Here is a 22886-nt window from a genome sequence, read left to right on the forward strand (position 1 = left end):
TAGTGGGGGTCTGGTCACTTTGTGCCCGAAGGAGGATCAGGCGCGGGAGAGGTCGCGGCGACGCATCAGGGGTACGGCGACGAGGAGCCCCGCCACGCCGATCCCCGCCAGCACACCCAACGGCCAGAACTCCGGCTCGCCCACGGAGAGGTCGGGCACGTGCTCGAAGACCACCAGGTCCATCAGCCACTGCGGCGGGTCCAGCAGGCCACCGAGCCAGGCCAGCGTGGCCGAGACCGTCACCAGCGCCCACATCAGCCAGCTCAGACGCGGCAGTCCGGCCACCATCACAGTGGCCAACCCAGCCAGGCACAGCGCCGCAGGCCACTGCAGCACCAGGTAACCCAGGGTCTCGTCGAGCGCCGCCTCATCCCCCAGCTGACCCTGTGCCACCAGAGCGGTCACCCCACCGGCCAGCAGCAGCATCACCAAGGACCCGACGGCGGCCGTCAGCAGGGCGGCCACCAGCGGCTCCCAGCGGCGCCGGCCGGTGGTCATCTCGACGTCCAGGACACCTTCGCGCTCGTCGGCCCGGACCCGCAGGACCGTTCCCACGGCGTAGATCGCCGTCAGGATGCCCCCGAACATGGCCGTCATGCGGAAGAACATCGAGGTGACGGACCCCTCCCCCAACATCTGCTGCACGATCTGCGCGGTGGCATCGGACCCTTCGATCAGCTCCAGGATCCCCGAGCTCATCCCGGCGAACGGGGCGGCCAGTCCCACCACTGCCACCGTCCAGCCCACCCAGGAGCCGACCCCACGACGCAACGCAAAGGCCAGCGGGGAACGGACCCTCATCCGCGCCGAGCTGCCCCGGGTGCGGGCCAGCAGGCCGGACCGGTACTCGCGCCGAGCGGACAGCCCCAGCCCAGCGCCCAGCAACACCACGGCCGCCGCACCGAAGGCGAGGAACGGCCCCATCTGGTCGTCGGTGTACGGCGCCACCACCTGCGCCCAGCCGAGCGGCGAGATCCAGTGCAGGACCGTCACCGGAGCACGGTGGGACGCGTCAAGGGTGGCGGTGGCGTCCGGGACGGCCCGGGCCAGGAACGCCGCCGCCAGCACGATCAGCGCCCAGGACCGGGCGGTGCGTGCGTCGGCGGCCAGCTGGCAGCACACCACGGCGATCAGGGCGAACACCAGGCTCACCGCGGACACCAGCAGCCCGAAGGCCATGGCTCCGGACTCCGTCAGCTCGGCGATCCGCTGTGCCTGCACCCATAGGATCAGGCCCGCCCCGCCACCCAGGGCCAGGCACTGTCCGATCAGCACGGTCAGCGCCGCAGCCGCCGGGACCCAGGGGGCGGTTCCCGTGGAACGGATCAGCTCCAGGGTGCCCTCGTCCTCAGGCCGGCGCACCAGGGCCACCGCGAGCAGGATGCCCTTCAGTGCGCCGAGCGCCAGCACGTACGTCCCGGTCTCCCACACCAGCAGCTGACCCAGGCGGCCCGGGTCCGGCAGCGGACCGTAGAGCAGTGTGGTGGCGGTGTTCGCCCGCAGCGACTCCACCATGAACGTGCGCTGGGACAGCTCCGGATACGTGGTCTCATACGCGGGGGCGGTGATCGCCACGAGCAGCAGCAGCCCGCCCAACCAGGCTCCGAGCATCAGCCAGTGCCGCCGCAGCACCAGTCGGATCAGCCGCCGGTACTGCCCGGACCCGGAGGTCGGCTGCGCCCGGCTCATCGCGCACCCACCTCATAGTGACGCAGGAACAGTTCCTCCAAGGAGGCCGGGGTGCAGGTGATGTCCTGCGCCCCCGACTCCGCCAGCAGACCGAGCACACCGGTCACCTGCTCGCGGTCCACGGAGCCCCGCAGTCGGACCTCCCCCTGCCCCTCCGCGCTGGGAGCCGGTGCGGTGCTGGGAGCCGAGAGGCCGTCGTCGGGCCCTGCCAGGCGCAACCCGCGCTCGGCGAGCCGGGCACTCAGCTCCTCCGCCCGCGCCGCCGGGACCGAGGCCGTCACGCTGGAGGCCGCCAGGTGCCGCATCTGCTCCAGGTGACCGGACTCGACCAGTCGGCCGTCGCGGATGATGGTGACCTCCGTGCACAGCTCCTCGACCTCGGCAAGCAGGTGGCTGGAGAGCAGCACGGTGCGCCCCTGCCCCACAGCCTCGCGCACACAGCGGCCGAACTCGATCTCCATAAGCGGGTCCAGGCCCGCGGTGGGCTCATCCAGCAGCAGCAGTGGGGCCTCAGCGGCGAATGCGGCCACGAGCATGACCTTCTGGCGGTTGCCGGTGGAGTAGCTGCGCACCTTCTTGGTGGTATCCAGCGCGAACCGCTCGATCAGCTCGGCCTCGCGCCGGTGGCTGTACCGCCCGCGCAGTCCGGCCAGCACGTCCAGCGCCTCCCGTCCGGTCAGGTTCGGCCACAGGCTCACATCCCCGGGGACGGAGGAGATGCCCCGGGTCGCCTCGGCAGGATGGGTGGCGGGATCGTGCCCCAACACCCGGACGGTTCCCGACGACGGCCGGTACAGTCCCAGCAGGACGCGCATGGTGGTGGATTTCCCGGCCCCGTTGGGCCCGAGGAACCCGTGCACGGTGCCGGCCTGGACGGTCAGGTCGAAGTCCTCCACGGCGGTGAAGGAGCCGAACCGCTTGGTCAGGCCGCGGACCTCGACGGGGTGCTCGGTGCCCAGGCGCTCGGTGCCGGCGTGCTCAGCGCTGGGCGTACTGGGCTTACTGGTCATGAGATTCCCACCCCTTCAGTGCTCGGTGGTCCTCGGCGGAGAGCCGGACGCCCAGCTCCTCGGCGATCGCCTGGGCGTAGATGCGGTAGTGCCGCCCGGGGAAGGCCAGGATGAACGCGCGCCAGGCCCAGGCGTAGCTGCCGTCCTCCATCAGGTCCTCCCAGTCGGACACCACCTCCGGGGCCACCGCGCGGCTGAACTGCGCCACTTCGGCGGCCAGTGCACGCAGGCGCTGCTCGGTGTCTGGCGCACGGCTGCCGGAGAGCTCTTGGAACCGGTCGAAGAACTCAGCGATCCGGTCCAGGTCTGCGGCGCTGAGCCGGTCCACGAACTCCACCACCCCGTGCGGCAGCTCCATCCGGTAGCAGGCGACCTCGAGCACGTCCCATTCGGCCTGCATGATCCGGTGGGCACGCTCGCTCGGAGCCCGGCGCATCAGCTCGGTGTACATCCAGACCAGCTGGCGCGGGACCGGGGTCAGGGGCCCGTCGGACTCGACCGAGGCGATCAGCGCCGCCAGCCGGTCCTGCTGGGAGGTGAGGTCGGCCATCTGCCGGTCCACGCCGTCCAAGGTGTGGCGCAGGTCGGTGAGGATGGAGGCTCGGGCGAGGGAGCCGTCGTCGGGAAGGTCGGCGGAGCCTGGGGCTCCCGGCGGGACCGTGAACGGGGAGGACAGCTCGGCGGTGAGCATCTCCTTGACCTGGGCCAAGGGGACGCCGGCGTCCACCAGCCAGCGCACGCGCAGCAACCGGGCGACGTGCGCCATCCCGTAGTCGCGCCACCCGTGCCGCTGGGCGGGCAGGGGCAGCAAGCTGATCTGGTGGTAGTAGCGCACCGTGCGGACGGTGGTGCGGGCCAGTTCGGCGAGCTTCTTGACCTTCATGCACCCATCATGCAGGTGTGACGTTGCGTCACTGTCAACCCTGGACCGCCTCCGGGGCGGCACCTGTCAGGACGCACCGAGTGACCGACCTCCACAGGGAGGCCGGTCCTTCGGTCATCGTGTCCGGCGGGTCTGCTGGTCAGTCAGAGGCCGGATCAGCGGGGTCCGCCGGTGCCCGGGGTGCCGGTGTTGGGGTCGATGCCGTCCACCCCACGGTCCGCTCCGCCGGGTCCGCCCAGTCCGCCGGTCCCGCGGTCGGTGCCCAACCCGGTGCCGACGTTGCCGGTTCCGGTGGTCCCGGGGGCTCCAGGAGCGCCGCGGCGGGTGTCATCCACATCCACGTGGCCCTCGCGACGGTTCAGGTGGTCGTCCCGGTGGTCGGTGCGGCGGTGGTCGCGGTCGGCGTGCACGTGCTCCACGTGGTCACGGCGCTTGCGCAGTCCGGCCAGGCCAGCCAGGCCCAGCAGGCCCGCCAGGCCCCACAGGCCGTTGTTGTTGTCGTTGTCGTCGTCCTCCTGGGTGACCGTCGTGGTGGGCGACGGGCTCGGGGACGTGGTGGCGGTGGCGGCCGTGGCGGTGCCGAACAGCGCAGCCGTGCTGAGCGTCAGGATGGCGACGGGCTTGCGAAGTTCCAGGGTGCGAAGTTCCATGGTGAACCTTCCTCTCGTGCACGGCGCGTGGGGAGGAGCCGACGGACTGCCGGTCTCCGGGTGCGCCCACGACGACGCCGTACCTCTGGTTCGGACGCTACGCAGAGACGGGGGGAGCTTGGCAAGTCCCGGTCAGCGGATGGGTGGGAGCCGTAAGGTCAGTCCATGGAACCCTCACGGCAGAGCCGTCGCTCGCATCGGACCCTCCCGGCCGCGCTCCTGGCTGTGTGCCTCACGCTGGCCGGCTGTTCCGCCCAGACCACCGGAACCGGCCCGACGACGGCCACCTCCCCCGCGTCTGAGTCGCCTTCCGCGTCCAGTGGTTCCTCAGCCCACTCACCTGCAGCGTCCGAGACCGCGAGTGCATTCGCTTCGGTGGAGGAACTGTACGAAGCGGTGGACCAGGAGCTTGGCTGCCCAGAGCCGGAGGGCGAGGAGCACTTCACCTTCATGCTCAAGAACAGCAAGCTGGAGGGGCGTGACTGCGGAGCCGGTGTGCTCATGGCGTGGTCGGAGGACCCGGAGCACATCCGCGAGATCGCCGAACAGATGCAGAACACCGAGGGCAAGACGGCGTTCGCCCAGGCGGTCCAGTGGATCGTGGTGGACGTGACCGGGGTGCCCTCGCGTGCTCAGAGCGACCTCCCCCGGGCTGAATCCGAGGACGTCGCCGCCCTCGCCGAGACGCTGGACGCCACCTACATCGAGTGACGGGGCCAACGGCGCCCCGAGGGTCTGCGCAGGTCAGGAACCAGCGAGCATGTCCAGCACCATCGGCTTGACCTGGGTGCCGTAGAGCTCGATCGACTCCATCATGTCCTCGTGCGGCAGGGAGCCGTTGCCGTACTTCATCCCGAAGCGCCCGGCTCCCAGTGCCTTCACCGTGGTGGCGATCTTGCGGGCCACGGTCTCCGGGGAGCCCAGGTGCAGTGCGCCCTGGGTGATCTCCTGGCGGAACTGGCCCTGGCTCGGAGCCGGCCAGCCGCGTTCGGCGCCGAGCTTGCGCATGGACGCCTCCCAGTGCGGGTAGTACCGCTCGGCGGCCTCCTCATCGGTCTGGGCCACGAATCCGTGGGAGTGCACGGCCACGCGGCGCGGCTCCATGCCGTTCTCCTGGATCTGGCGTCGGTACAGGTCGGCGAACGGGGCGAACCGGGCTGGCTGACCGCCGATGATCGCCAGCTCCAGGCCCAGGCCGTACCTCGCCGCACGGACCACCGATGCCGGGGTGCCCCCCACCGCAACCCACGCCGGAAGACCCGAGGCGTGGGCCGTCGTCGGGAAGATGCTCTGGCGGGACAACGCGGACCGCGTGCTGCCCTGCCAGGTGACCGGGCCCTCGCTGCGCAGGGCGGCGAACAGGTCCAGCTTCTCCTCGAAGAGACGCTCGTAGTCCTGCAGGTCGTAGCCGAACAGCGGGAAGGACTCGATGAAGGAGCCCCGGCCCAGGGAGACCTCCGCGCGGCCGCCGGTGATGCCGTCCAGCGTGGCGAAGCGCTGGTAGACGCGCACGGGGTCGTCCGAGGAGAGGACGGTGACCGCGGAGATCAGCTTGATCCGCTCGGTCTGGGCGCCGATCCCGGCCAGGACCATGTCCGGCGCGGAGACGGCGTAGTCAGGACGGTGGTGCTCGCCGACTCCGATCACGTCCACGCCCACCTGGTCCGCGAGGACGCCCTCGGCCACCACGTTGCGCAGGACCTCAGGGTGGTCCAGGCGGGTGCCGGAGCGGTCCGCGGTGATGTCACCGAAGGTGTGCAGGCCGAACTCCAGGGTGCCAGCGGGCACGGAGTCTGCCATCTCGGTGGACGGGTTGGGCGTGGGCGCGGCGAGCGCGGGGGTGGAGGCAAAGCTCTGGTTCTCAGTCACGCCGGGTACAACACCTCCCGACGACGGAAAATTCCTTGAAATTTGAACGTCCAAAGTGGTGCGGGTCCCCTCGGGCACAAAGTGACGAGACAATGTCACTTTGGTGGGGGTCTGGTCACTCTGTGTCCGGGGCGGGTGCGGTCAGAGGGCGAGACGCTGGCGGAGTGTGGGGACGCCGGGTCCGGTCAGGTTCGCCAGGAACGCCGAGCGGCCGGACATCACCATCAGCAGGCCCAGCACCGGCCCCTCCACGCGTGGGCCCTGACCGTGCTGGAACAGGGCGTCCGTGGCCACCAGCTCCAGCTCCTCGACCATGGTGCTGGAATGGACGGCGAAGTCACGCTCGGCGAAGTGCTGGGCCACGTAGGTCACCGCATCCGTGTCCGGTGCGGAGTCGATCCCGAGCGGGGAACGGATGTCCGTGCCGTGCACGATCACCTCGCCCAACCACGCCCAGGTGGTGCGTGCCGGCTCCACGCGGCTGTCCACCACAGCGGCGAACCGCTCCCAGGTCTCCCGCGGCGTGCGGCCCAGGTGCTCCTCGAGCCGGCGCTGGTTGTGGACGTCGGCGTTGAACCGGGCCCCGATCATGCTGCGCAGCCAGGCCAGCCGGCCCAGGGAGGCGCCGGCCGTGAGATGGGCCAGGGTCTGCTCCACGGTCCACGCCGCCGAGTGGGAGCGGCAGTGCCACTGCTCCTCGGTCAGGTGCTCCAGGTCGGCGGCCAGCCGAGCTCGCTCCTCCCGGACGGCCTGCCACACCCGGTCACGGTCCCACTCGATCACTGCGTTCTGACTCACGGTCCCAGTATGGCCGGGCGGCTCAGGCCTCGGCGAGCACTCCGCGCAGGGTGGGGCCGGAGGCGGAGACACCGCCGCGCACCAACAGGACTCCGCCGATCAGCGTGGCGGCGACCACCAGCATGGACACCGGCGCCAGCACCAGGCTCAGGCCGAGCACCGGGAGCGTGGTCACCACCGCCGCGGTCAGCGCGAAGCCGAGCACGATCCACAGCGGCCCGAACACGGCACGGCGGCGGATGCCGTCCAGGTGGGTCCGGGTCATCCCCAGCTGTCCGAGCCCGCGGTACAGCTCAGCGCGGTCCAGCACCTGGGCGGCCTGGGTGATGCCCACCGAACAGGCGGTCAGCAGGAAGGAGATGAGCATGGTCAGCAGCACACCCGTGCGCAGGTCCTGGGTCATCAGCATGTCCTCCGCACGCATCCCCGTACTGGACGCCGACCCGGCCAGGGCCATGCCCGCACCGCCCACCACGCCGATGTAGGTGGTCACGGCCACCCCGCCGATCTGCCGCCAGGCCTGCTGCGGAGACTCGAGCACGGACCGCGCGGCCACCAGTCGTTCCGGAGTATCCGCGCGGCGCAGGGTCCGGCGGGTCAGCACCGCGATCAGCCACGGCCCAATGAAGTGCAGCGCCAGCATGGGCAGGCCGAAACCGATCAGCACCATCACCAGCACCATGGCCATGTCCTGGGCACCGGTGGAGCGCACCAGGACCTGCGCCGCCGCCACGGCCCCCACGGCCACCAGCGCCCACACCCAGTGCGCCCTCGCCGGGGCCTGCCGGGTGCGCACGCCCAGCGGGGAGATCTCGATGCGCTGCAGCCCCATCACGGAGCTGCCCACGGCCATCAGCATCAGCACGCCGAGCACCAGCAGCAGCATCGGCACACCCAGCCACATCCCGGCCACACCGATCGGCCGTCCCGCGAACTGCAGCAGCCCCACCAGGGGCATCAGCGCCAGGTACACCACGGTCCCCACCACCAGCCCGACGGCGGCCAGCACGGCTGCCTCGGTCACGGCCAGTGAGCGCACGGTCCAGGAGGAGGCGCCGATCAGGCGCAGGGAGGAGAGGCGTTCGTCCCGGCGGCGGGCCAGCAGGCGGGCGGCGGATCCGGCCAGGCCCATCAGCGGGATGGAGAGCAGCATCAGAGCGAAGATCGAGAGCAGGGTGTAGAACCCACCCCAGTCCCCCTCGATCCCCCAGAACGACCGCGCCCCGGCGGTCACCGTCAGGGCCAGAGCCCCGACCACCGCATAGGCGGTCACGGGCAGCAGCCAGACCTTCCGGTCCTGGAACAGTCTGCCCAGGAAGAGCGTCAGGATGGGCAAGGTTCCGGTCATGCTGGTCACCGGGCACCCCCTGCCGGGTGGGCGGTGGCGTATCCGTCCGAGCGGCGGGAGCCGCAGGCGGAGTCGGCCACGATCCGACCGTCCTGCACGCGCACCAGGCGGGAGCAACGGTCGGCGGTGGCCTGGTCGTGGGTGACCATCACCAGGGTGCGGCCTCGTCCCGTGGTGGACTCCAGCAGTGCGGTGAGCACCTGCTCTGAGGTGGTCGAGTCCAGGGCTCCGGTGGGCTCGTCGGCGAAGACCACGAGCGGTTCAGCCACCTGGGCCCGGGCGATCGCCACGCGCTGAGCCTGACCGCCGGAGAGCTCACCGAGACGCCGTTCGTGCATGCCGTCCAGTCCGAGTGCACCGAGCCACTGCCGGGCGCGATCCTGGGCCTCGGCCCGGCCCACACCGGAGAGCATGAGCGGCAGGGCGACGTTCTCCTGGGCGGTCAGCTCCGGCAGCAGCAGACCCTCCTGGAAGACGAAGCCGAGCTTCTCGCGGCGCAGGCGAGCCCGCTCCTCCTCTCCGTAGACCGTGATCTCCACCGGGGAGGTGCCGGGCGCCGCCAACTGGACGGAGCCGTCGTCGGGAACCAGGATGCCGGAGAGGCAGTGCATCAGGGTGGTCTTGCCGGAGCCGGAGGGGCCCATGATGGCCACGGACTCGCCGGGCATGATGCTCAGGTCCACGCCGTCCAGGGCGCGGGTGGTTCCGTAGGTCTTGGTCAGGCCGAGCGCGCTGAGCAGCGGTGGGCCCTGGCGGTGGGGAAGAGGCAGAGATGCGGTCATGCCTCCAGCCTCCCGCGCAGCCGGGGGTGGGCGCGTCGGGCGGGGTAATGACCTGTGGCCCACCCGGATCCGCCCCCAGGACCAGAGGACTGCGACCGCAGGACCACCTCGGGTGGTGTGGACCCTGAGGTCTGATCAGGGTCGACCCGGACGGCCGGTCAGCGACTTAGGCTCAGCCCAGCAGCTCCTCGATCAAGCCGGCCTCCTCCTTGTAGACGCGGTGGATGTACGGCATCAGGATGAGCAGGCCGAACAGGACGGTGGAGGTCGGTGCCTGACCTTGGCAGAGCTCCTGCACCGCGTCCTCGTCCACCTGAACCTGGGTCCGGGTGAGCAGTCCACCGGAGGAGAACCGCCCGATCCGCCGCTTCTTCGCACCCTTCGGCCGCACCTCCACCACGACGGTGCCGTCCCAGTCCTCGAGACTCACCACGCGGTGGCCGTGCACCGTGCCCTCCACCGCGAAGTAGAGGATGTTCTCCCCGATCCGGTCCTTGAGCACCCCAGCCGGCTCGTCCGACTCGGGCCCTCCATCACTCTCCGGGCCAGCGTGCGTCACCGCGTAGCTGGGCCGCAGCAGCCGACCGACCACGGACCTGACGGTCATCGTCCGCACACCGATCTGGGTCCGCTCTCCTGCAGGGGTCTCCCAGCGGAACGTCCGGGCCCGCTCACATCCCTCGATCTCCCCACGCATCACGCGCCCGGCGAGCTGCCCGTCCTCGTCCACCACGGCGATCGTCCGCATCGTCCGGCGGATCGTGTCCCCGAACCCCTCCTGGAACGAGTACGTCCTCAACTCCGGTCCCCCTGTCCCTTCAGCCCGCTCGATCCGCTCAGCCCGCGCTGATGCTCTCGATCACGGCGCGCAGCTGATCCTCGTGCGCCTCCCAGTAGGCATAGTCCGTGGTGAGGAAGACGTCATGCCGGCGGCCGTCCTCGGAGTAGGCGGCCAGGGCGTAGCCGCGCATGGGCATGCCGGAGTTCAGGCAGCGGTACTCATACCAGACGCCGGTCAGGTGGCCGGGTTCGCCGTACCCCTCAGTGCGCTGGACCTCCCCCAGGGACTCGTAGCCGTCCAAGCAGCCATGCCCCTCCATCGAGGCGTACGCCTGCCGAGCCTGGTCCGGGGCCAGGTTCTTCTGCGCCTGGTCCATCGCCTCCACGATCTTGGCCATCTCCACGTCGGTGCCCGGTGCCGCGCCCGGGGTGGAGGTGTAGGACAGGAACGCCACGGACCGGTTCTTCTGCTCCGGCCCGCGCGGTGTCCCGAAGTGCCGGCGGACATCCGGCTGGGCCCGGGTCTGGTCGATGTAGTTGTGGTGGGAGAGGTCGTACTCCTCCCACTCGTCCGGGATCTGCACGGAGAACTGTTCGGAGGTGATCTGCTGCATGGCTGCTCCGCTCGGGGTGGGGGTCGGCGTGAGATCAGTGCTCGCGGACGGCGTGGACTCCTGCACAGCGGTTCCCGACGACGGCCCCTCCGGTGAGGTGCCCTCCTCACCGCAGGCGGTGGCCAGGGTCAGGGTGAGGACAGCGGCCCCAAGGGCACCGACAGCACGCCTCCCCCGCACGGCTCAGCCCTCCTGTCCGGCCTGCGCGCCGCCGGGCTTGACCGCCCAGTGGATGGCCAGCGTGCCGAACATGTGCAGCTCATGCCCCACGTCCACGAACCCGGCGTCCTCCAGCAGCCCCGCGATCTCCGCCGGGGTCTTGAACGCGCGCGTGGTGGAGGAGAGGTACTCGTAGGCGTCCGGGTTCTGGGTGATCAGCCTGCCCATCAACGGCACCACGTGCTGGATGTAGGCCGTGGAGAACGGGCGGGTGACGTTCTTCGGCGCCGGGGAGGTCTCCAGGGCCACCATCCGTCCGCCGGGCTTGAGCACCCGGAACTGCTCGGCCAGCGTGCGCGGGATGTCCTCCACATTGCGCAGCAGGTAGCCGTGGGTGACGGCGTCGAAGGACTCGTCCTCGAACGGCAGGTCCATGGCGTCGGCCTCGACCCACTGGATCCGGTCCCCGCCCGGCCGGCGCCGCCCGATCTCCATCATCTCCGGGGCGAAGTCCGCGCCCACCACCTCGGCGGCATACCGCGAGCGCAGGATCTCCAGCGCGATGTCCCCGGTGCCCGTGGCCAGATCCAGCACCCGCGGCGCATCCGGCAGCTCGGCCCGCTCCACGGTCCGGCGCACCAGCCGCGGCTCCTGACCCCAGGTCATCACCAGGTTCATCAGGTCGTACCGGTCGGCCATGCCATTGAACATGGAGGAGACCTGCGCCCCGCGCTCGCCGCGCGCCACCGGGGAGGCGAGGGAGCCGCCGTCGGGCTGGACTGACACCTGCGAGGCGTCCGGTGAGGTGGGCTGGGAGGGCTGGGCTGCGGGCTCGGTGGGCATGGGATCCACGTTAGTCCCTGTCTCGACGACGGCCACGCCCCGCGGGTGCCTCGGCTCACCGGCCCAGCCCATCGCGTAGGTCCAGGCCAGGGTGCGCTGCAGCGGGGAGGCGAGGACTGCACGGGCGGCGAGGTCGCGGGCGACGCGGGCCGGGCGGGGCAGGGCACGGCCGAGCACCATGTTGACCTCGGCCTGACGTGCGGCGATGCGCGCGGTGCGGAGGCGGCGGACGGAGAACTCGGTGAGGTCCGGGCGCTGGTCCGGCGGCGCGGCCATCAGCGGGGCGAGCTCCACGGCGTCCTGCCAGCCCAGGGTCATGCCCTGCCCGCCGATGGGACTGACCGCATGCGCGGCGTCCCCGATCAGCACCGTCTGCCCGGACACCATGGTCTGGGCGAGCTGCCGGCGGACGCTGAACGCGCTGACCATGGTGGCCTCGGCGGGGTCGATCCGCTCCCCGGTGCGCGCGTGGACCAGCTCGGCGAGGAGGAACGGGTCTTCGGGCAGCAGCTCGTGGCCGGTGTGCACCACCCAGCGGCGCATCCCCACGGGCAGCGGGAAGGACTCCACCACCCCGTGCGCGTGCAGGTGGATGCGGGCGTCTGACCCGTGGTCGGTGGTGTCCGGGAAATCGCCCATCAGGTAACGGTCCGGCCAGTCGCGGGCGGTGACGGGGATGCCGGCGAGCGCCCGCACGGTGCTATGCGTGCCGTCCGCACCGACCACCATGCGAGCAGTGGGGCGCCGCTCGGTCCCGTCTGCCGTCCGGACGGTCAGCTGCGCGGTCCCGGCGGCCGGATCCTGTTCCAGTCCGATCACCTCCATCCCGCGCCAGACCGCGCCCGGGGCCAGCTGCTCCACCCGCTCGGCCAGCAGCTGCTCGGTCTGGTTCTGGGGCAGCACCAGGATGGAGGAGCGCTGGGCGCCGGGGTGGTCGAAGCGCAGCTCCCCCAAGGTCCGACCGTCGGAGACCCCCACGCCCGTCTGCACCTGGACTCCCGCGGCCACGGCGTCTTCCTCCAGCCCGACGGCGGCCAGCGCGGCCACCGCGGGAGGGTGCAGTCCGATGGCCCGCGAGTGGGCGGAGGGCTGCGTCCGACGCTCCAGCACGATCACGCTCACCCCGCGCTGGGCGAGCAGGGCGGCCAGCAGCAGCCCGGTGGGCCCGGCGCCGACGACCAGGACGTCTGTGTCCAGCACCAGCTCGCCGCCGTCGCCTCCAGCACCACCGCCGTCGCCTCCGAACTCAGTGGGCATCGGCATGGCCCCCGTGGCTCCGTCCGACCTGCACTCCGTCCACCGTGAACACCGCCAGGGTGCGCCACGGGATCTGACCCACGGCCTGCCACCCGTCCGGCAACTCCTGGGCCAGTTCCCCCGGCGTCCAGCTGCGGCGGATGCTGGTCAGCCCGTCGGGCCGGATGAACGAGCCCGGGTAGACCGGCAGGGTGCCCATCGAGAACAGGCGGTACGCCAGCGCCGAGCGGTGGATGTCGCTGTGCACCGCACGCCGCGCCGCCAGCTGCTCGGAGTCGGCCAGCACACCCTGCAGGGCGGTGTCTCCCAGGTGGTGCAGCAGGTGGTTGGAGATCACCAGGTCGTACTGCTCCCCGGCGGCCACCAGCTCGGAGCTCTCCGCCTGCAGGAACCGCACGTTCTGGGGGTTGTCCTGCCGCAGCGCGAAGTCCCGGGCCCGCTCGTCCGGGTCCGCACCGGTGATCTGCACCGGGAACCCGTCGCGGCGGGCACGGCGGGCCATCGCCCGGACCAGGTCCCCGCCGCCGCAGCCGATGTCCAGCACGGTGGTGACCCCGTCCGGGCGCATCAGCGGGCGCAGCCACCGCCGGTAGGTCAGCTGCCAGCCGGCCACCACGGTGTTGACCAGGTGAAACCCTCGGTAGGTCTTCATCAGGGCGCTGTGGTCGCAGTCCGGGCTGTCCATCAGCTCCTGCAGATGCCCCGCGCGCCGGCTCAGGTCCGGTGCACCCGGCACTCTCATCCGGCCGCCCGGGTCAGCAGGGCTGACTCCACCGTCAGCCCCGGTCCGAACGCCATGGCGCAGATCCGCTCCCCCGGCTCGCCCGCCGACTCCGTGATGTGCTGAAGCACGAACATCACGGTGGCGCTGCTCATGTTCCCGTAGTCGCGCAGGGTCTCGCGTGAGGCCACAAGCTGCTCGTCGGCCAGGTCCAACCGGGCCTGCACCTTGTCCAGGATGCTGCGACCGCCGGGGTGGATGGCCCAGTGCTCCACCTCGCGGTGCGGCCGCCCGGAGAGCACCGTGTCCGCGCCGAGCAGCGGCTTGAGCGCATCGGTGATGTGCTCGTCGATGATGTGGGGGACGTAGCTGCCCAGGATCATCTCGAACCCCTCGTCCCCGATGTTCCACGCCATCGCGTCCTCCCCCACGGGGGTCAGCACGGTGGAGAACCGATCCAGCTCCAGGGCCGGGCGACCCTCCGGCAGGGCGGGCGCATCGGCGCCGGTCACCAGGGCGGCGGCACCGCCGTCGGCGAAGAGTGAGGCCCCCAGGATGGTGTCCTGGTCGTTGGCCACGCGCACATGCAGCGTGCACAGCTCCACACTGACCACCAGCACGACGGCGGCCGGGTCGGCCTGGCAGATCGAGGCGGCTTCGCGCAGGGCCGGCATGGCGGCGTAGCAGCCCATGAACCCGATGTGCAGTCGCTTCACCGCGGACGAGAGGCCCAGCTGCCGCACGATCTGATAGTCCGGGCCCGGGGAGTAGAACCCGGTGCAGGAGACCGTGATGACGTGGGTGACCTGGTCGGCCGCGATCTCCGGGGCCCGCTCCAGGGCACCCCGGGCGGCCTCCACGTAGAGCTTGGTGGCCTCGGTGGCGTAGATCGCGTTGCGCACCCCGGTGCTCGGACTGAGCACGTGGTGGGTGCCGGGGTCGAAGAAGACGCCCGGCTCCTCCTGCGCTCCACTCGCCTCACCCAGGGTGACCTCATCCGGGGAAGCCGCCTGGCCGACGTCGTGCAGTCCCTTCTCCCACTCCTGCACGCAGGTGTAGCGGCGCTCGATCCCGGAGGCGTTGAACACGGCGGGGATCAGCCGGGCGCTGAGGCGGTCCACCCCGGGCTGCGCGGCGAGCACATCCCTGATGCGATCCTGCGGGAGGAGGGTGGGCGGGACGGCGGTGGCCAGGGATCTGATCAGGGCGGTCATTCACCGATTCTTCGGGCACGACCCCCGGGCCTGACAAGAGCTGGTCGGCTGGGGTTGCTCCACATATATCACGGATGGACTCGACTGGGTATGTTGCTGACATGGATTCATCGCACCCCGCCAGCGATGAGCAGCTGAGCAACCACGAGCTCGCGATGAGGGACGTTCGCATCCTCTGTGAGGTCGGTCCTGAAGACGACCTCGATGACCTCGTCGAGTGGTCCGTGCAGCAACTCCCTAGGGAAAAGTGATCGGCATGTTCACCGCGAACGACCTTCTCGACCTCCTCCCCCAGCTCGCCGAGCGACGGCCGGTGTTCCACTCCGAGTCCGACCTGCAGCACGAACTGGCGTGGGAGATCCGATCCGCACACCCCCGGTTGCGTGTACGAGTAGAGAGCCGGCTGGAGGGACGGACCTACCTGGATCTGTTGGTCACAGACACGGGTGATGACGACCGATCCCTCGCCGTCGAACTGAAGTATCCAGTGCGTGCGTGGGCTGGCGACCACGACGGCGAACAGTTCATGCTGCGCGCCGGCGCCCAGGACGTCGACTCCTACGACTGCGTCAAAGACATCGTCCGCCTTGAACGTCTGCTCGACGGACATTACGCCCAAGAAGGTCTACTTCTGATCCTGAGCAACGATCCCAATTACTGGCGCCCGCCGACGCATGAGCGCACGACCAACTCTGATGCCTTTCGCCTGCACGACGGCGTCATCCTGGAGGGGTCTCGAGCATGGGGTGAGAAGACCGGCAAGGGAACCATGGGCCGTGAGCGGGTGAACCCATTGGCCCTGCGCGGGAGATACCCCTTGACCTGGAGCGACTACTCTGTGCTTCCAGGTTCCACTGATCCATTGAGATACCTGGCCATCTCGGTGGAACCGCAGCCCGATCCGTCAGCGTAGACCGCGCCGCACCCCTCGGCTTGCGTGCCGAACTTAGGTCAGGCTAACCTGGCGCAATTAGGGCACGCTGATGTTGCGGAATCCACTTCTCGACTCACTTGCCCTGCCGGCCCGCACCGGGTCCGGCCCGTCCCATGGAAGCCCTTCCGCCTCGGCTCCCGTGACGTGGAAAGGTCACTGACGTGACGTCATCGTCCCTCACCTCCCGCCCCCAGCGCACTCGCAAGCACAGCGCCCTCACCATCGGCGCCGCCGTGCTCAGCCTGACCCTGCTGGCCGGCTGCTCCACCGGCCCGTCCGGCGGATCGGGAACCTCCAGCACGCCCTCCGGCGCGGCGACCACCGAGTCCACCGATTCCACTGCCCAGTTCCCCCGAACCGTCGAGCACGTGTACGGCACCACCGAGATCCCCGAGCAGCCTGAGCGCGTGGCCACCGTCTCCTGGGTGAACCAGGACGTGGCACTCTCCCTGGGCGTGGTGCCCGTGGGCATGGCGGCCGTGGAGTTCGGCGCCAACGCCGGGCAGTCCACCGACTGGTTCGACGCCGCCCTGCAGGAGCACGGCGGGACCGCCCCGGAGAAGTACTCGGAGGCGGACGAAATCGACTTCGAGGCGATCGCCGCGCTCGAGCCGGACGTGATCCTCGCCGCCTACTCCGGCATCACCCAGGAGGACTATGACAAGCTCTCCGACATCGCGCCGGTGGTGGCCTATCCGAAGGACGCCCCCGCGTTCGGCACCTCCTGGCAGGACTCCACGCGGCTGATCGGCCAGGCCCTCGGCAAGGATGCCGAGGCGGAGGCCGTGGTGCAGGACGTGGAGGAGCAGGTGGCCCAGGCCGCCCAGGAGCACCCCGCGCTGAAGGACACCACGTTCCTGTACGGCACCATCGACCCGGCTGCCGCGGACCAGATCAGCCTGTACACGAAGGTGGACAACCGCCCGAAGTTCCTGGAGTCGCTGGGAATGACCGAGGCCCCCGTCATGGCCGAGCAGGACGCGCAAGGCCAGTTCTTCATCACCTGGTCCCCCGAGCGCGCGGACGAGCTGGAATCGGACGTGTTCATCAGCTGGGCCGCCGATGCCTCCGTGGGCGAGACCATCGCCGCCGATCCGCTGCTGGGCTCCATCCCCGCCGTGGCCAACGATTCCCTGCTGCTGCAGACCGACCAGCAGGAGACCCTCTCCGTCTCCGCCGCCTCGCCGCTGTCCATCCCGTGGGCCCTGGAGAACGTCCTGCCGGAGATCGCCGAGACCGCAGAGGCGGCAGAGGAAGCAAGCTCGAGCCAGCAGTGACCTCACCGTCCGCTCCGGCCACGGCCGGTCCCTCCCGACGACGCCCCGTCACCTCCCAGCACCACGGCACCTCGGTGCCCGCCGGGAGGCAGACGGGGCGTTCGGCCGCCTTCGTGCTGGTTCCCCTCGTGCTCCTGATGCTCGGCTGCCTGGCGGCACTGGCCCTGGGCGCGCGCGCCGTGGACCCGGCCACCACGCTGCAGGTGCTGCTCGGCGGCACTGACGGTTCCGCCGCCGAGGGGATCGACGCCGCCGCCGTGCTCTCGCGCATCCCCCGCACGGTGACCGCCGTGCTGGTCGGCGCCGCGCTCGGGGTCACCGGTGCCGCACTGCAGGGAGCCACCCGGAACCCGCTGGGCGACCCCTCCCTGCTGGGGCTCTCCGCCGGGGCCATGCTGGCCGTGGCCGCCGGCCTGGCACTCGGCGTGCCCGCCACCCTGGTGCCCATCATCGGGCTCGCTGTGGCTGGGACCCTCGTGGCCGCCGTCGTGGTCTATGCCGTGGCGGGGACCGCCTCGCGGATAGCGACCGGGACCGGTGGTGCCCCCGGGCCGCTGTCCCTGGTGCTGGCTGGAGCGGCGATCACCGCTGGCTGCACCGCCCTGACCACCGCGCTGCTGGTGCTCTTCCCGGCGGTGCTGGACCGCTTCCGGTTCTGGACGGTGGGCTCGGTGGCGCGGACCTCCCTGGAGGACGCCGCGCTGCTGGCCCCGCTGATCCTGGTGGGGATCCTGGTGGTGGTGCTGTGCGCGCCAGGGCTGGACGCCCTGTCCCTGGGCGATGAGCTGGCGCACGGGCTCGGTGCCCGTCCGGTGCGCACCCGCGTGCTGCTGCTGGGATCGGCCGTGGTGATGACTGCGGCCGCCGTGGCGCTGGCCGGGCCGGTGGGCTTCGTGGGACTGATGGTCCCGCACGCGCTGCGCCGTTTCCACCCGCCCAGCACGCGGGTGCTCGTGTTCGGCTGCGCCCTGTGGGGCGCTGTGCTGCTGGTGGCCGCGGACCTGTTCGGACGGCTGGTGGTGGCGCCGCAGGAGATCCACATCGGGGTGACCACGGTGGTGCTGGGCGTGCCCGTGCTGCTGGTGCTGCTGCGCCGGAAGGCGGTGTCCCTGTGAGTGCTGTGCTGGAGACACCCCGCCGGGCTGGGAGCACGGCTGCCCTGCAGACCGTGCGTGACCTGCGCGCCCGGTCCACGCGGCGACTGAGCTTCGTGTTGGTGGGGCTGGCCGTGCTGCTGGTGCTGGGCATGGGCGTGCGCGTGCTGCTGGGCGGCTACACGGTGGCCATCCCGGACTTCTTCGCGATCCTGGCCGGCGAGCGGATCGAGGGCGCTGCCGGGGCCCGGTTCATCGTGCTGCAGGAGAAACTGCCGCGCGCGGTGGCGGCGGCGCTGGCCGGGGCTGCGCTGGGTGCCTCCGGTGCCCTGTTCCGGCGCACGCTGCGCAACCCGCTGGCCAGCCCGGACATCCTGGGCGTGACCCAGGGTGCGGCCGCTGCAGCCGTGCTGGTGCTGGCCGCCGGTGGCGTGCGCGGTGCGGGGATGGCCGTGGCGGCACTGGGCGGCGGGCTGGCGGTGACGGCGGCGGTGCTGCTGGTCTCGATGCCCGGTCGGTCTTCCCGCGGTTCCGGAGGTCCGGCGGGCGGCGGACTGGCCGGAGCGCTGGGCGGTCAGCGGTTCATCGTGGCGGGGATCGCCGTGGCGGCCCTGGGCCAGGCGGTGGTGGCCAGCGCCATGCTCGCCCTGAGCCAGCACGATCTGCAGACCGCTGCGGTCTGGACGGCCGGCTCGCTGAACGCGGTGACCTGGGAGCGGATCGGCTACCTGGCGGTGACTGCGGCGGTGCTGCTGCCGGTCGGCGCCGCCCTGCACGCCGCCCTCTCCCCCTCCGACCTCGGCAGTGACCTCGCGCACGGGCTGGGCTCCCGCCCGGGCCGGACCGGTCTCGGCGCGCTCGGTGTGGGAGCACTGCTGGCGGCCGCGGCCACGGCGGCCACCGGGCCGCTGGCGTTCGTGGCCCTGCTCTCCACCCCCATCGCGCGGGGTCTGACCGGCGGGCGGCCGTCACTCCCGGCGGCGGCGCTGACCGGCGCGGTGATCGTGGTGCTGGCGGACTTCCTGGCGGCCGAGGCGCTGGGCGGGGTACGGCTTCCCACGGGCGTGCTGACCGGCGCCGCAGGAGCGCCCCTGATGCTGTGGCTGTTGATGAGGACGAGGATGGGTGCCAGATGAGCACAGCCGAGCTGACCGAGACGAAGAGGAGCCGGACGATGGCCGCACACCCCACCCCCGCTCTCACCCTGCGCGGCGTCACCTTGGGCTATGGCGAGCGCACAGTCGTCGGCCCCGTGGACCTGGACGTCCCGGCCGCCCAGACCACCGCGATCATCGGGGCCAACGGCTGCGGCAAGTCCACTCTCCTGCGGGGACTGACCCGCCAGCTGCCCCTGCAGTCCGGCACGGTGGAGGTGCTCGGCCGCTCCGTGGAGGGCTGGCCCGCGCGCGACTACGCCCGTACCGTCGCCCTGCTCCCCCAGTCCCCGGTGGCCCCGGAGGGCATGACCGTGGAGCAGCTGGTGGACCGCGGCCGGCACCCGCACCGCGGCTGGTTCGGCTCCTCCTCCCGCACGGACACCGAGGCCGTGGCCCGCGCCCTGGAACTGACCGACCTGGTCGAACTGGCCGGACGGGACATCACCGAGCTCTCCGGCGGACAGCGCCAACGCGCCTGGCTCGCCCTCGTCCTGGCCCAGCAGACCCCGGTCATCCTGCTGGACGAACCGACCTCCTACCTGGATCTCTCCCACCAGGTCGAGCTGATGGACCTCGTCCGCTCCCTCCCGGACCCCACCGTCCCGACGACGGCCGGGACCGATGCGTCCACCGCGGCTTCCAGCACGGCTGGGCAGGGCGAGACGGAGCGCCCACGGCGAGCAACAGTCGTGGCCGTGCTGCACGATCTGAACCTGGCCGCCCGCACCGCGGACCACGTGATCGCCATGGCGGACGGGCAGGCGGCGGCAGCGGGCACTCCCACGGAGGTGCTGACCCCGGACCTGCTGCTGGAGGTGTTCGGCCTGGACGCCGATGTGGTGCGCGATCCTCTGTTGGGACACCCGGTGGTGCTGCCCCGCACCGCCGCTGACCGCGCCTCGGCCCAGGAACGGGGTCTGGTCACCGAACCTCCGTCCGGCGACACCCCGCCCTCCGCACCCCGAGAGGACCTCCGATGAACGAGATGATCTGCGCCCGCACCCGGGTGGTGTCTGTGGAGCAGCCGTGCCGGTCCTTCCGCCGGATCGTGTTGGCGGGGCCGGACCTGGAGTCGGCGGCCTGCGAGCTCGTCGACCTGCTGCCCGGCCCGGGCCTGGCCGGCACCCGCACCGCTCCGACCCTCCACTGCGGGGTGCACGGCTCCTGCGGGGGCTGCCGTCCTCGGCGGGACGCCTACGTCAAGGTCCTCATCCCGCCACCGGGCAGGCCGCCGCTGGACGTGGATCCGTCCCAGGGTCTGCGCGAGCAGTTCTTCGCCCGTCCGGAGGAGGAGCGCGGCTGGATGCGCACCTACACCGTCCGCTCGGCGGGGCGGGTGCGCCTGGACGGGCACCTGGTGCCGTCCCTGACCTTGGACGTGGTGCTGCACGGCGAGGCAGACGATCCCCATCAGGGTCCGGGCCTGCGCTGGAGCCGCACGGTCTCCCCGGGCGAGGAGGTCAACGTGATCGTGCCCGGCCGGGAGGTCCCGGCGTGGTCGGCGTGGAAGCACACCGGCGCCCGTCAGGTCCTGGCCGTCGGGGACGAGACCGCGGCGCCAGCCCTGGTGTCCGTGGCCGAGGAGCTGGCGGACCCGTTCGGCGGGTTCACCGGGGTGGCAGACATCGTGATCGAGCTGCCCGAGGGCGGCGAACTGGCGGACCTGCTGCCCCGGCGGCTGGCCCTGCCCGAGCCGTGGGTCCCGGCGGCCTCCGCCTCAGACCTGGAGTCGACTCCGGGACTGCTGCTGCACCACCCCTCGGAGGGGCGCATCCGGGTGCACGTGGGCACCCGAGGCGAGGGGGCGCCGTCGGGAAGCTGGGCGAGGCCTCGCGTGGCCGCACTGCTGGGCCTGGGCGAGGACCCCACCGCCGCGCAGCCGGCACCGCCGCCGGAGGGCGAGGCCCGGGAGTGGACCGTGGCCGAGGGTGCCGAGGCGGACCCGGCCGGTCGCTACGTGTTCCTGGCCGGCGAGTCCGCCATGGTGCGCGGGCTGCGCCGGCTGTGCGTCAACGAGGCCGGCATCCCCAAGCAGCAGGTCTCGTTCATGGGCTACTGGCGTCAGGGCCAGGCGGAGAGCTGATCGGCGCGGACGGACCCACCAGCCCGGCAGAGATCACCTCGTACAGCACCCGGTGAGCCTGAGGAGTGGGGTGCAGTCCGTCTGTCAGGCTGCTGGGCTGGTCCTGCAGGACGGTGAACAGTGAGAGCACGTCTCGGTGGGAACCGCTCCCCCACTGTTGCAGCAGAGTGTCCAGTTCAGCCACCGCATCCGTCTGCAGATCCGCGCCGAACCACGTCCGAGTGGCCTCTTCGTCGTTCCACAGAGGTCCGAGCACCACCGGCCGTGCACCGAGGGACTCGACCTGGCTGCACAGTCGGTCCATGGACGTCACCACGTCCTGCGGCGTGGCCCCGTCGATCAGGTCGTTCACACCGGCCGAGACCAGCACAGTGTCCGCTCGACGCACCCGCAGCTCATCAGCGGCGATCCCTGTCAACTCGTGCAGCGTCAGCCCAGGGATGGCGAGGTTGAAGAATCGGTTCCGTTCCTGGTCGCGGCTGATGTGGTCTCGTCCCAGTCGTGCGGACCAGCCACCGTCAAGGCAGTCGAGACCGTACGCGATCGAGTCGCCGATGACTGCGACCCGCTGGGCCGCCTGCAGGGGGTAGGCATCCACGTAGGCCCAGACCTGTCCGTGTACAGCCGTGCTGACGCGACGGCGGGTGTAGGCCGCGACCTCATAGGCGTCGGCGGACTGCAGCTGATCCGGAGTCAGGGTGAGGACCCCGCCGGGCACCCGTGAGCCCTCCTGACGTGCCAGACCCCGGTGCACGGCGAGCCCGCTCAGCTCCACCACGGCCGGATCCTCAATCACCACCTCGGTGATCCCGTGGCCCAGCAGTTCGTCCGGAGTCGAGGCGACCGGTCCGCCGAGGATCTGCTGTTGGACCTGGTCCAGCAGGAGAGTGCCGAAGGAGAAGATCAGGCTGGACTCGGTGTCTGCAGTCGAGAAGGTCACCCCCCGAGGGTAGGCGGTGTCAGGCGGTCAGCACTTCCCCGAGCCAGCATGCCGGAGAAGACTGGCCGCATGGCACACGGAGACATCACGCACATCGACATCCCGGTCAAGGACCACGTCAAGGCCACCGAGTTCTACGGCACGCTGTTCGGCTGGGAGATCAGAGAGATCCCCGGTTTCGAGGGCTACCCCATGTGGCAGGCGCCCAACAAGATCAGCGGCGGCGGACTGGCCCCGTGCGAGGAGGGCTTCACCCACCCCCGCTCCTATGTGGAGGTGGACTCGATCGACGACGTCCTCGCCCAGGTGAAGAAGCTCGGCGGTGAAGTGCTGATGGAGAAGTCCCCCATCTCAGACACCAGCTGGTGGGCCTCCTTCCGCGACCTCGACGGCAACGAGATCGGACTCTACGAAGGCACCACGGAGACCGGTGACAGCCAGACTCAGTAGTCCGGGCGACAGATCCTGAACTGCCCCGCTGCGAAAGGGTCGCCGTGGCATCATGTGTCAGATGACAGAGGCAGAACGGGTAGTCCTCGTCCCCAGCGACCATGCCCGGTGGAAGTCCAAGTTCGAGCAGATGGCCGTACAGCTCGGCGCAATACTCCCAGGCCTGGACGTTGAACATATGGGATCCACATCTGTGCCCGGGGTCCCCGCAAAAGATGTTGTCGATCTGATGATCGGTGTTGAGGGAAGCGACATCCCGACCATCGCAGAGGCACTCGGGTCAAGTCCCTTGTTGTGGTGTAACGGTCTGATCCTTCGTGGGGGTCTGTCCCGC

24 protein-coding genes are annotated in these 22886 nt (G+C 70.9%); 10 read left to right on the top strand and 14 right to left on the bottom strand.

The features are described 5' to 3' along the window. Positions 1 to 36: 36 nt before the first annotated feature. From ACEXHE_RS12320 to ACEXHE_RS12335, 4 genes are all read right to left on the bottom strand, one after another. Entirely contained in the window at positions 37 to 1689 is a 1653-nt protein-coding gene (locus ACEXHE_RS12320) for an ABC transporter permease (protein WP_374786005.1), read from the bottom strand. Continuing rightward, positions 1686 to 2699 (bottom strand): ABC transporter ATP-binding protein, encoded by a 1014-nt coding sequence (locus ACEXHE_RS12325; RefSeq protein WP_374786006.1) that lies wholly within the window; start codon positions 2697 to 2699, stop codon positions 1686 to 1688. The genes ACEXHE_RS12320 and ACEXHE_RS12325 overlap by 4 nt, the downstream gene beginning before the upstream one ends. After that, on the bottom strand, positions 2689 to 3582 hold the full coding sequence (locus tag ACEXHE_RS12330) for a MerR family transcriptional regulator (protein WP_374786007.1): 894 nt from the start codon (positions 3580 to 3582) through the stop codon (positions 2689 to 2691). Before ACEXHE_RS12330 ends, ACEXHE_RS12325 begins: the two co-directional genes overlap by 11 nt. A 155-nt stretch (positions 3583 to 3737) precedes the next feature. Beyond that, a complete protein-coding gene (locus ACEXHE_RS12335; protein WP_356969676.1) occupies positions 3738 to 4232 on the bottom strand; it encodes a WGxxGxxG family protein in 495 nt (164 codons plus the stop codon). Between the two features lie 375 nt (positions 4233 to 4607). On the opposite strand from ACEXHE_RS12335, the gene ACEXHE_RS12340 reads away from it, so the two are divergent. Beyond that, on the top strand, positions 4608 to 4943 hold the full coding sequence (locus tag ACEXHE_RS12340) for a hypothetical protein (RefSeq protein ID WP_374786008.1): 336 nt from the start codon (positions 4608 to 4610) through the stop codon (positions 4941 to 4943). 33 nt (positions 4944 to 4976) lie between these two features. On the opposite strand, the gene ACEXHE_RS12345 is transcribed toward ACEXHE_RS12340, so the two are convergent. The 9 genes from ACEXHE_RS12345 to ACEXHE_RS12385 all read right to left on the bottom strand — a co-directional run bounded on the left by ACEXHE_RS12345 (position 4977) and on the right by ACEXHE_RS12385 (position 14617). Next, positions 4977 to 6032: an LLM class flavin-dependent oxidoreductase gene (locus tag ACEXHE_RS12345; protein WP_356969712.1), complete on the bottom strand. Its 1056-nt coding sequence runs from the start codon at positions 6030 to 6032 to the stop codon at positions 4977 to 4979. 210 nt (positions 6033 to 6242) lie between these two features. Then, complete coding sequence (locus tag ACEXHE_RS12350; protein WP_374786009.1) at positions 6243 to 6899, bottom strand: maleylpyruvate isomerase family mycothiol-dependent enzyme; 657 nt, start codon at positions 6897 to 6899, stop codon at positions 6243 to 6245. A gap of 22 nt (positions 6900 to 6921) precedes the next feature. After that, positions 6922 to 8247, bottom strand: coding sequence for an FtsX-like permease family protein (locus ACEXHE_RS12355; RefSeq protein ID WP_374786010.1), 1326 nt, complete (start codon positions 8245 to 8247; stop codon positions 6922 to 6924). Between the two features lie 5 nt (positions 8248 to 8252). Continuing rightward, on the bottom strand, positions 8253 to 9029 hold the full coding sequence (locus ACEXHE_RS12360; protein WP_374786011.1) for an ABC transporter ATP-binding protein: 777 nt from the start codon (positions 9027 to 9029) through the stop codon (positions 8253 to 8255). Between the two features lie 172 nt (positions 9030 to 9201). Continuing rightward, a complete protein-coding gene (locus tag ACEXHE_RS12365; protein WP_374786012.1) occupies positions 9202 to 9828 on the bottom strand; it encodes a hypothetical protein in 627 nt (208 codons plus the stop codon). Between the two features lie 37 nt (positions 9829 to 9865). Next, positions 9866 to 10423 carry a hypothetical protein gene (locus tag ACEXHE_RS12370; protein ID WP_374786013.1) on the bottom strand — a complete coding sequence of 186 codons (558 nt, stop codon included), beginning with the start codon at positions 10421 to 10423 and terminating at the stop codon, positions 9866 to 9868. Positions 10424 to 10606: 183 nt separating this feature from the next. Further along, positions 10607 to 12688, bottom strand: a complete 2082-nt coding sequence (locus ACEXHE_RS12375) for a ubiquinone/menaquinone biosynthesis methyltransferase (RefSeq protein WP_374786014.1) — start codon at positions 12686 to 12688, stop codon at positions 10607 to 10609. Next, a complete protein-coding gene (locus ACEXHE_RS12380; RefSeq protein ID WP_374786015.1) occupies positions 12672 to 13424 on the bottom strand; it encodes a methyltransferase domain-containing protein in 753 nt (250 codons plus the stop codon). Before ACEXHE_RS12380 ends, ACEXHE_RS12375 begins: the two co-directional genes overlap by 17 nt. Beyond that, positions 13421 to 14617, bottom strand: coding sequence for a type III polyketide synthase (locus ACEXHE_RS12385; protein WP_374786016.1), 1197 nt, complete (start codon positions 14615 to 14617; stop codon positions 13421 to 13423). Before ACEXHE_RS12385 ends, ACEXHE_RS12380 begins: the two co-directional genes overlap by 4 nt. A gap of 101 nt (positions 14618 to 14718) precedes the next feature. Between ACEXHE_RS12385 and ACEXHE_RS12390 the strand changes: the two genes are divergently transcribed. From ACEXHE_RS12390 to ACEXHE_RS12420, 7 genes are all read left to right on the top strand, one after another. Next, the gene (locus tag ACEXHE_RS12390) at positions 14719 to 14868 is read left to right on the top strand and encodes a hypothetical protein (protein WP_177227932.1); all 150 of its coding nucleotides are present in this window, start codon (positions 14719 to 14721) and stop codon (positions 14866 to 14868) included. A 5-nt stretch (positions 14869 to 14873) separates the two neighbouring features. Next, complete coding sequence (locus tag ACEXHE_RS12395; RefSeq protein ID WP_374786017.1) at positions 14874 to 15530, top strand: hypothetical protein; 657 nt, start codon at positions 14874 to 14876, stop codon at positions 15528 to 15530. Between the two features lie 182 nt (positions 15531 to 15712). After that, positions 15713 to 16828, top strand: a complete 1116-nt coding sequence (locus tag ACEXHE_RS12400) for an iron-siderophore ABC transporter substrate-binding protein (protein ID WP_374786018.1) — start codon at positions 15713 to 15715, stop codon at positions 16826 to 16828. Beyond that, entirely contained in the window at positions 16825 to 17943 is a 1119-nt protein-coding gene (locus tag ACEXHE_RS12405; RefSeq protein WP_374786019.1) for a FecCD family ABC transporter permease, read from the top strand. The genes ACEXHE_RS12400 and ACEXHE_RS12405 overlap by 4 nt, the downstream gene beginning before the upstream one ends. After that, on the top strand, positions 17940 to 19058 hold the full coding sequence (locus tag ACEXHE_RS12410) for a FecCD family ABC transporter permease (protein ID WP_374786020.1): 1119 nt from the start codon (positions 17940 to 17942) through the stop codon (positions 19056 to 19058). Before ACEXHE_RS12405 ends, ACEXHE_RS12410 begins: the two co-directional genes overlap by 4 nt. A 38-nt stretch (positions 19059 to 19096) precedes the next feature. After that, a complete protein-coding gene (locus tag ACEXHE_RS12415; RefSeq protein WP_374786021.1) occupies positions 19097 to 20059 on the top strand; it encodes an ABC transporter ATP-binding protein in 963 nt (320 codons plus the stop codon). After that, positions 20056 to 21162, top strand: coding sequence for a siderophore-interacting protein (locus ACEXHE_RS12420; RefSeq protein WP_374786022.1), 1107 nt, complete (start codon positions 20056 to 20058; stop codon positions 21160 to 21162). Before ACEXHE_RS12415 ends, ACEXHE_RS12420 begins: the two co-directional genes overlap by 4 nt. Here the strand turns inward: ACEXHE_RS12420 and ACEXHE_RS12425 are convergent. Beyond that, the gene (locus ACEXHE_RS12425; RefSeq protein WP_374786023.1) at positions 21125 to 22102 is read right to left on the bottom strand and encodes a GDSL-type esterase/lipase family protein; all 978 of its coding nucleotides are present in this window, start codon (positions 22100 to 22102) and stop codon (positions 21125 to 21127) included. The genes ACEXHE_RS12420 and ACEXHE_RS12425 overlap by 38 nt on opposite strands. A gap of 69 nt (positions 22103 to 22171) precedes the next feature. On the opposite strand from ACEXHE_RS12425, the gene ACEXHE_RS12430 reads away from it, so the two are divergent. Further along, complete coding sequence (locus ACEXHE_RS12430) at positions 22172 to 22552, top strand: VOC family protein (protein ID WP_374786024.1); 381 nt, start codon at positions 22172 to 22174, stop codon at positions 22550 to 22552. A 61-nt stretch (positions 22553 to 22613) separates the two neighbouring features. Then, the coding region (locus ACEXHE_RS12435; RefSeq protein WP_374786025.1) for a GrpB family protein at positions 22614 to 22886 on the top strand (273 nt) is incomplete at its 3' end.

The organism is Micrococcus sp. IITD107 (genome assembly GCF_041927415.1).
GTDB lineage: Bacteria > Actinomycetota > Actinomycetes > Actinomycetales > Micrococcaceae > Citricoccus > Citricoccus terreus.

Bases quoted from the DNA above. Each gene is read 5' to 3' on its own strand.
- ACEXHE_RS12355 (WP_374786010.1), bottom strand. From the start codon at position 8,247: ATGACCGGAACCTTGCCCATCCTGACGCTCTTCCTGGGCAGACTGTTC.
- ACEXHE_RS12330 (WP_374786007.1), bottom strand. From the start codon at position 3,582: ATGAAGGTCAAGAAGCTCGCCGAACTGGCCCGCACCACCGTCCGCACG.
- ACEXHE_RS12380 (WP_374786015.1), bottom strand. From the start codon at position 13,424: ATGAGAGTGCCGGGTGCACCGGACCTGAGCCGGCGCGCGGGGCATCTG.
- ACEXHE_RS12335 (WP_356969676.1), bottom strand. From the start codon at position 4,232: ATGGAACTTCGCACCCTGGAACTTCGCAAGCCCGTCGCCATCCTGACG.
- ACEXHE_RS12375 (WP_374786014.1), bottom strand. From the start codon at position 12,688: ATGCCGATGCCCACTGAGTTCGGAGGCGACGGCGGTGGTGCTGGAGGC.
- ACEXHE_RS12360 (WP_374786011.1), bottom strand. From the start codon at position 9,029: ATGACCGCATCTCTGCCTCTTCCCCACCGCCAGGGCCCACCGCTGCTC.
- ACEXHE_RS12325 (WP_374786006.1), bottom strand. From the start codon at position 2,699: ATGACCAGTAAGCCCAGTACGCCCAGCGCTGAGCACGCCGGCACCGAG.
- ACEXHE_RS12390 (WP_177227932.1), top strand. From the start codon at position 14,719: ATGGATTCATCGCACCCCGCCAGCGATGAGCAGCTGAGCAACCACGAG.
- ACEXHE_RS12385 (WP_374786016.1), bottom strand. From the start codon at position 14,617: ATGACCGCCCTGATCAGATCCCTGGCCACCGCCGTCCCGCCCACCCTC.
- ACEXHE_RS12415 (WP_374786021.1), top strand. From the start codon at position 19,097: ATGGCCGCACACCCCACCCCCGCTCTCACCCTGCGCGGCGTCACCTTG.
- ACEXHE_RS12395 (WP_374786017.1), top strand. From the start codon at position 14,874: ATGTTCACCGCGAACGACCTTCTCGACCTCCTCCCCCAGCTCGCCGAG.
- ACEXHE_RS12320 (WP_374786005.1), bottom strand. From the start codon at position 1,689: ATGAGCCGGGCGCAGCCGACCTCCGGGTCCGGGCAGTACCGGCGGCTG.
- ACEXHE_RS12420 (WP_374786022.1), top strand. From the start codon at position 20,056: ATGAACGAGATGATCTGCGCCCGCACCCGGGTGGTGTCTGTGGAGCAG.
- ACEXHE_RS12345 (WP_356969712.1), bottom strand. From the start codon at position 6,032: ATGGCAGACTCCGTGCCCGCTGGCACCCTGGAGTTCGGCCTGCACACC.
- ACEXHE_RS12430 (WP_374786024.1), top strand. From the start codon at position 22,172: ATGGCACACGGAGACATCACGCACATCGACATCCCGGTCAAGGACCAC.
- ACEXHE_RS12370 (WP_374786013.1), bottom strand. From the start codon at position 10,423: ATGCAGCAGATCACCTCCGAACAGTTCTCCGTGCAGATCCCGGACGAG.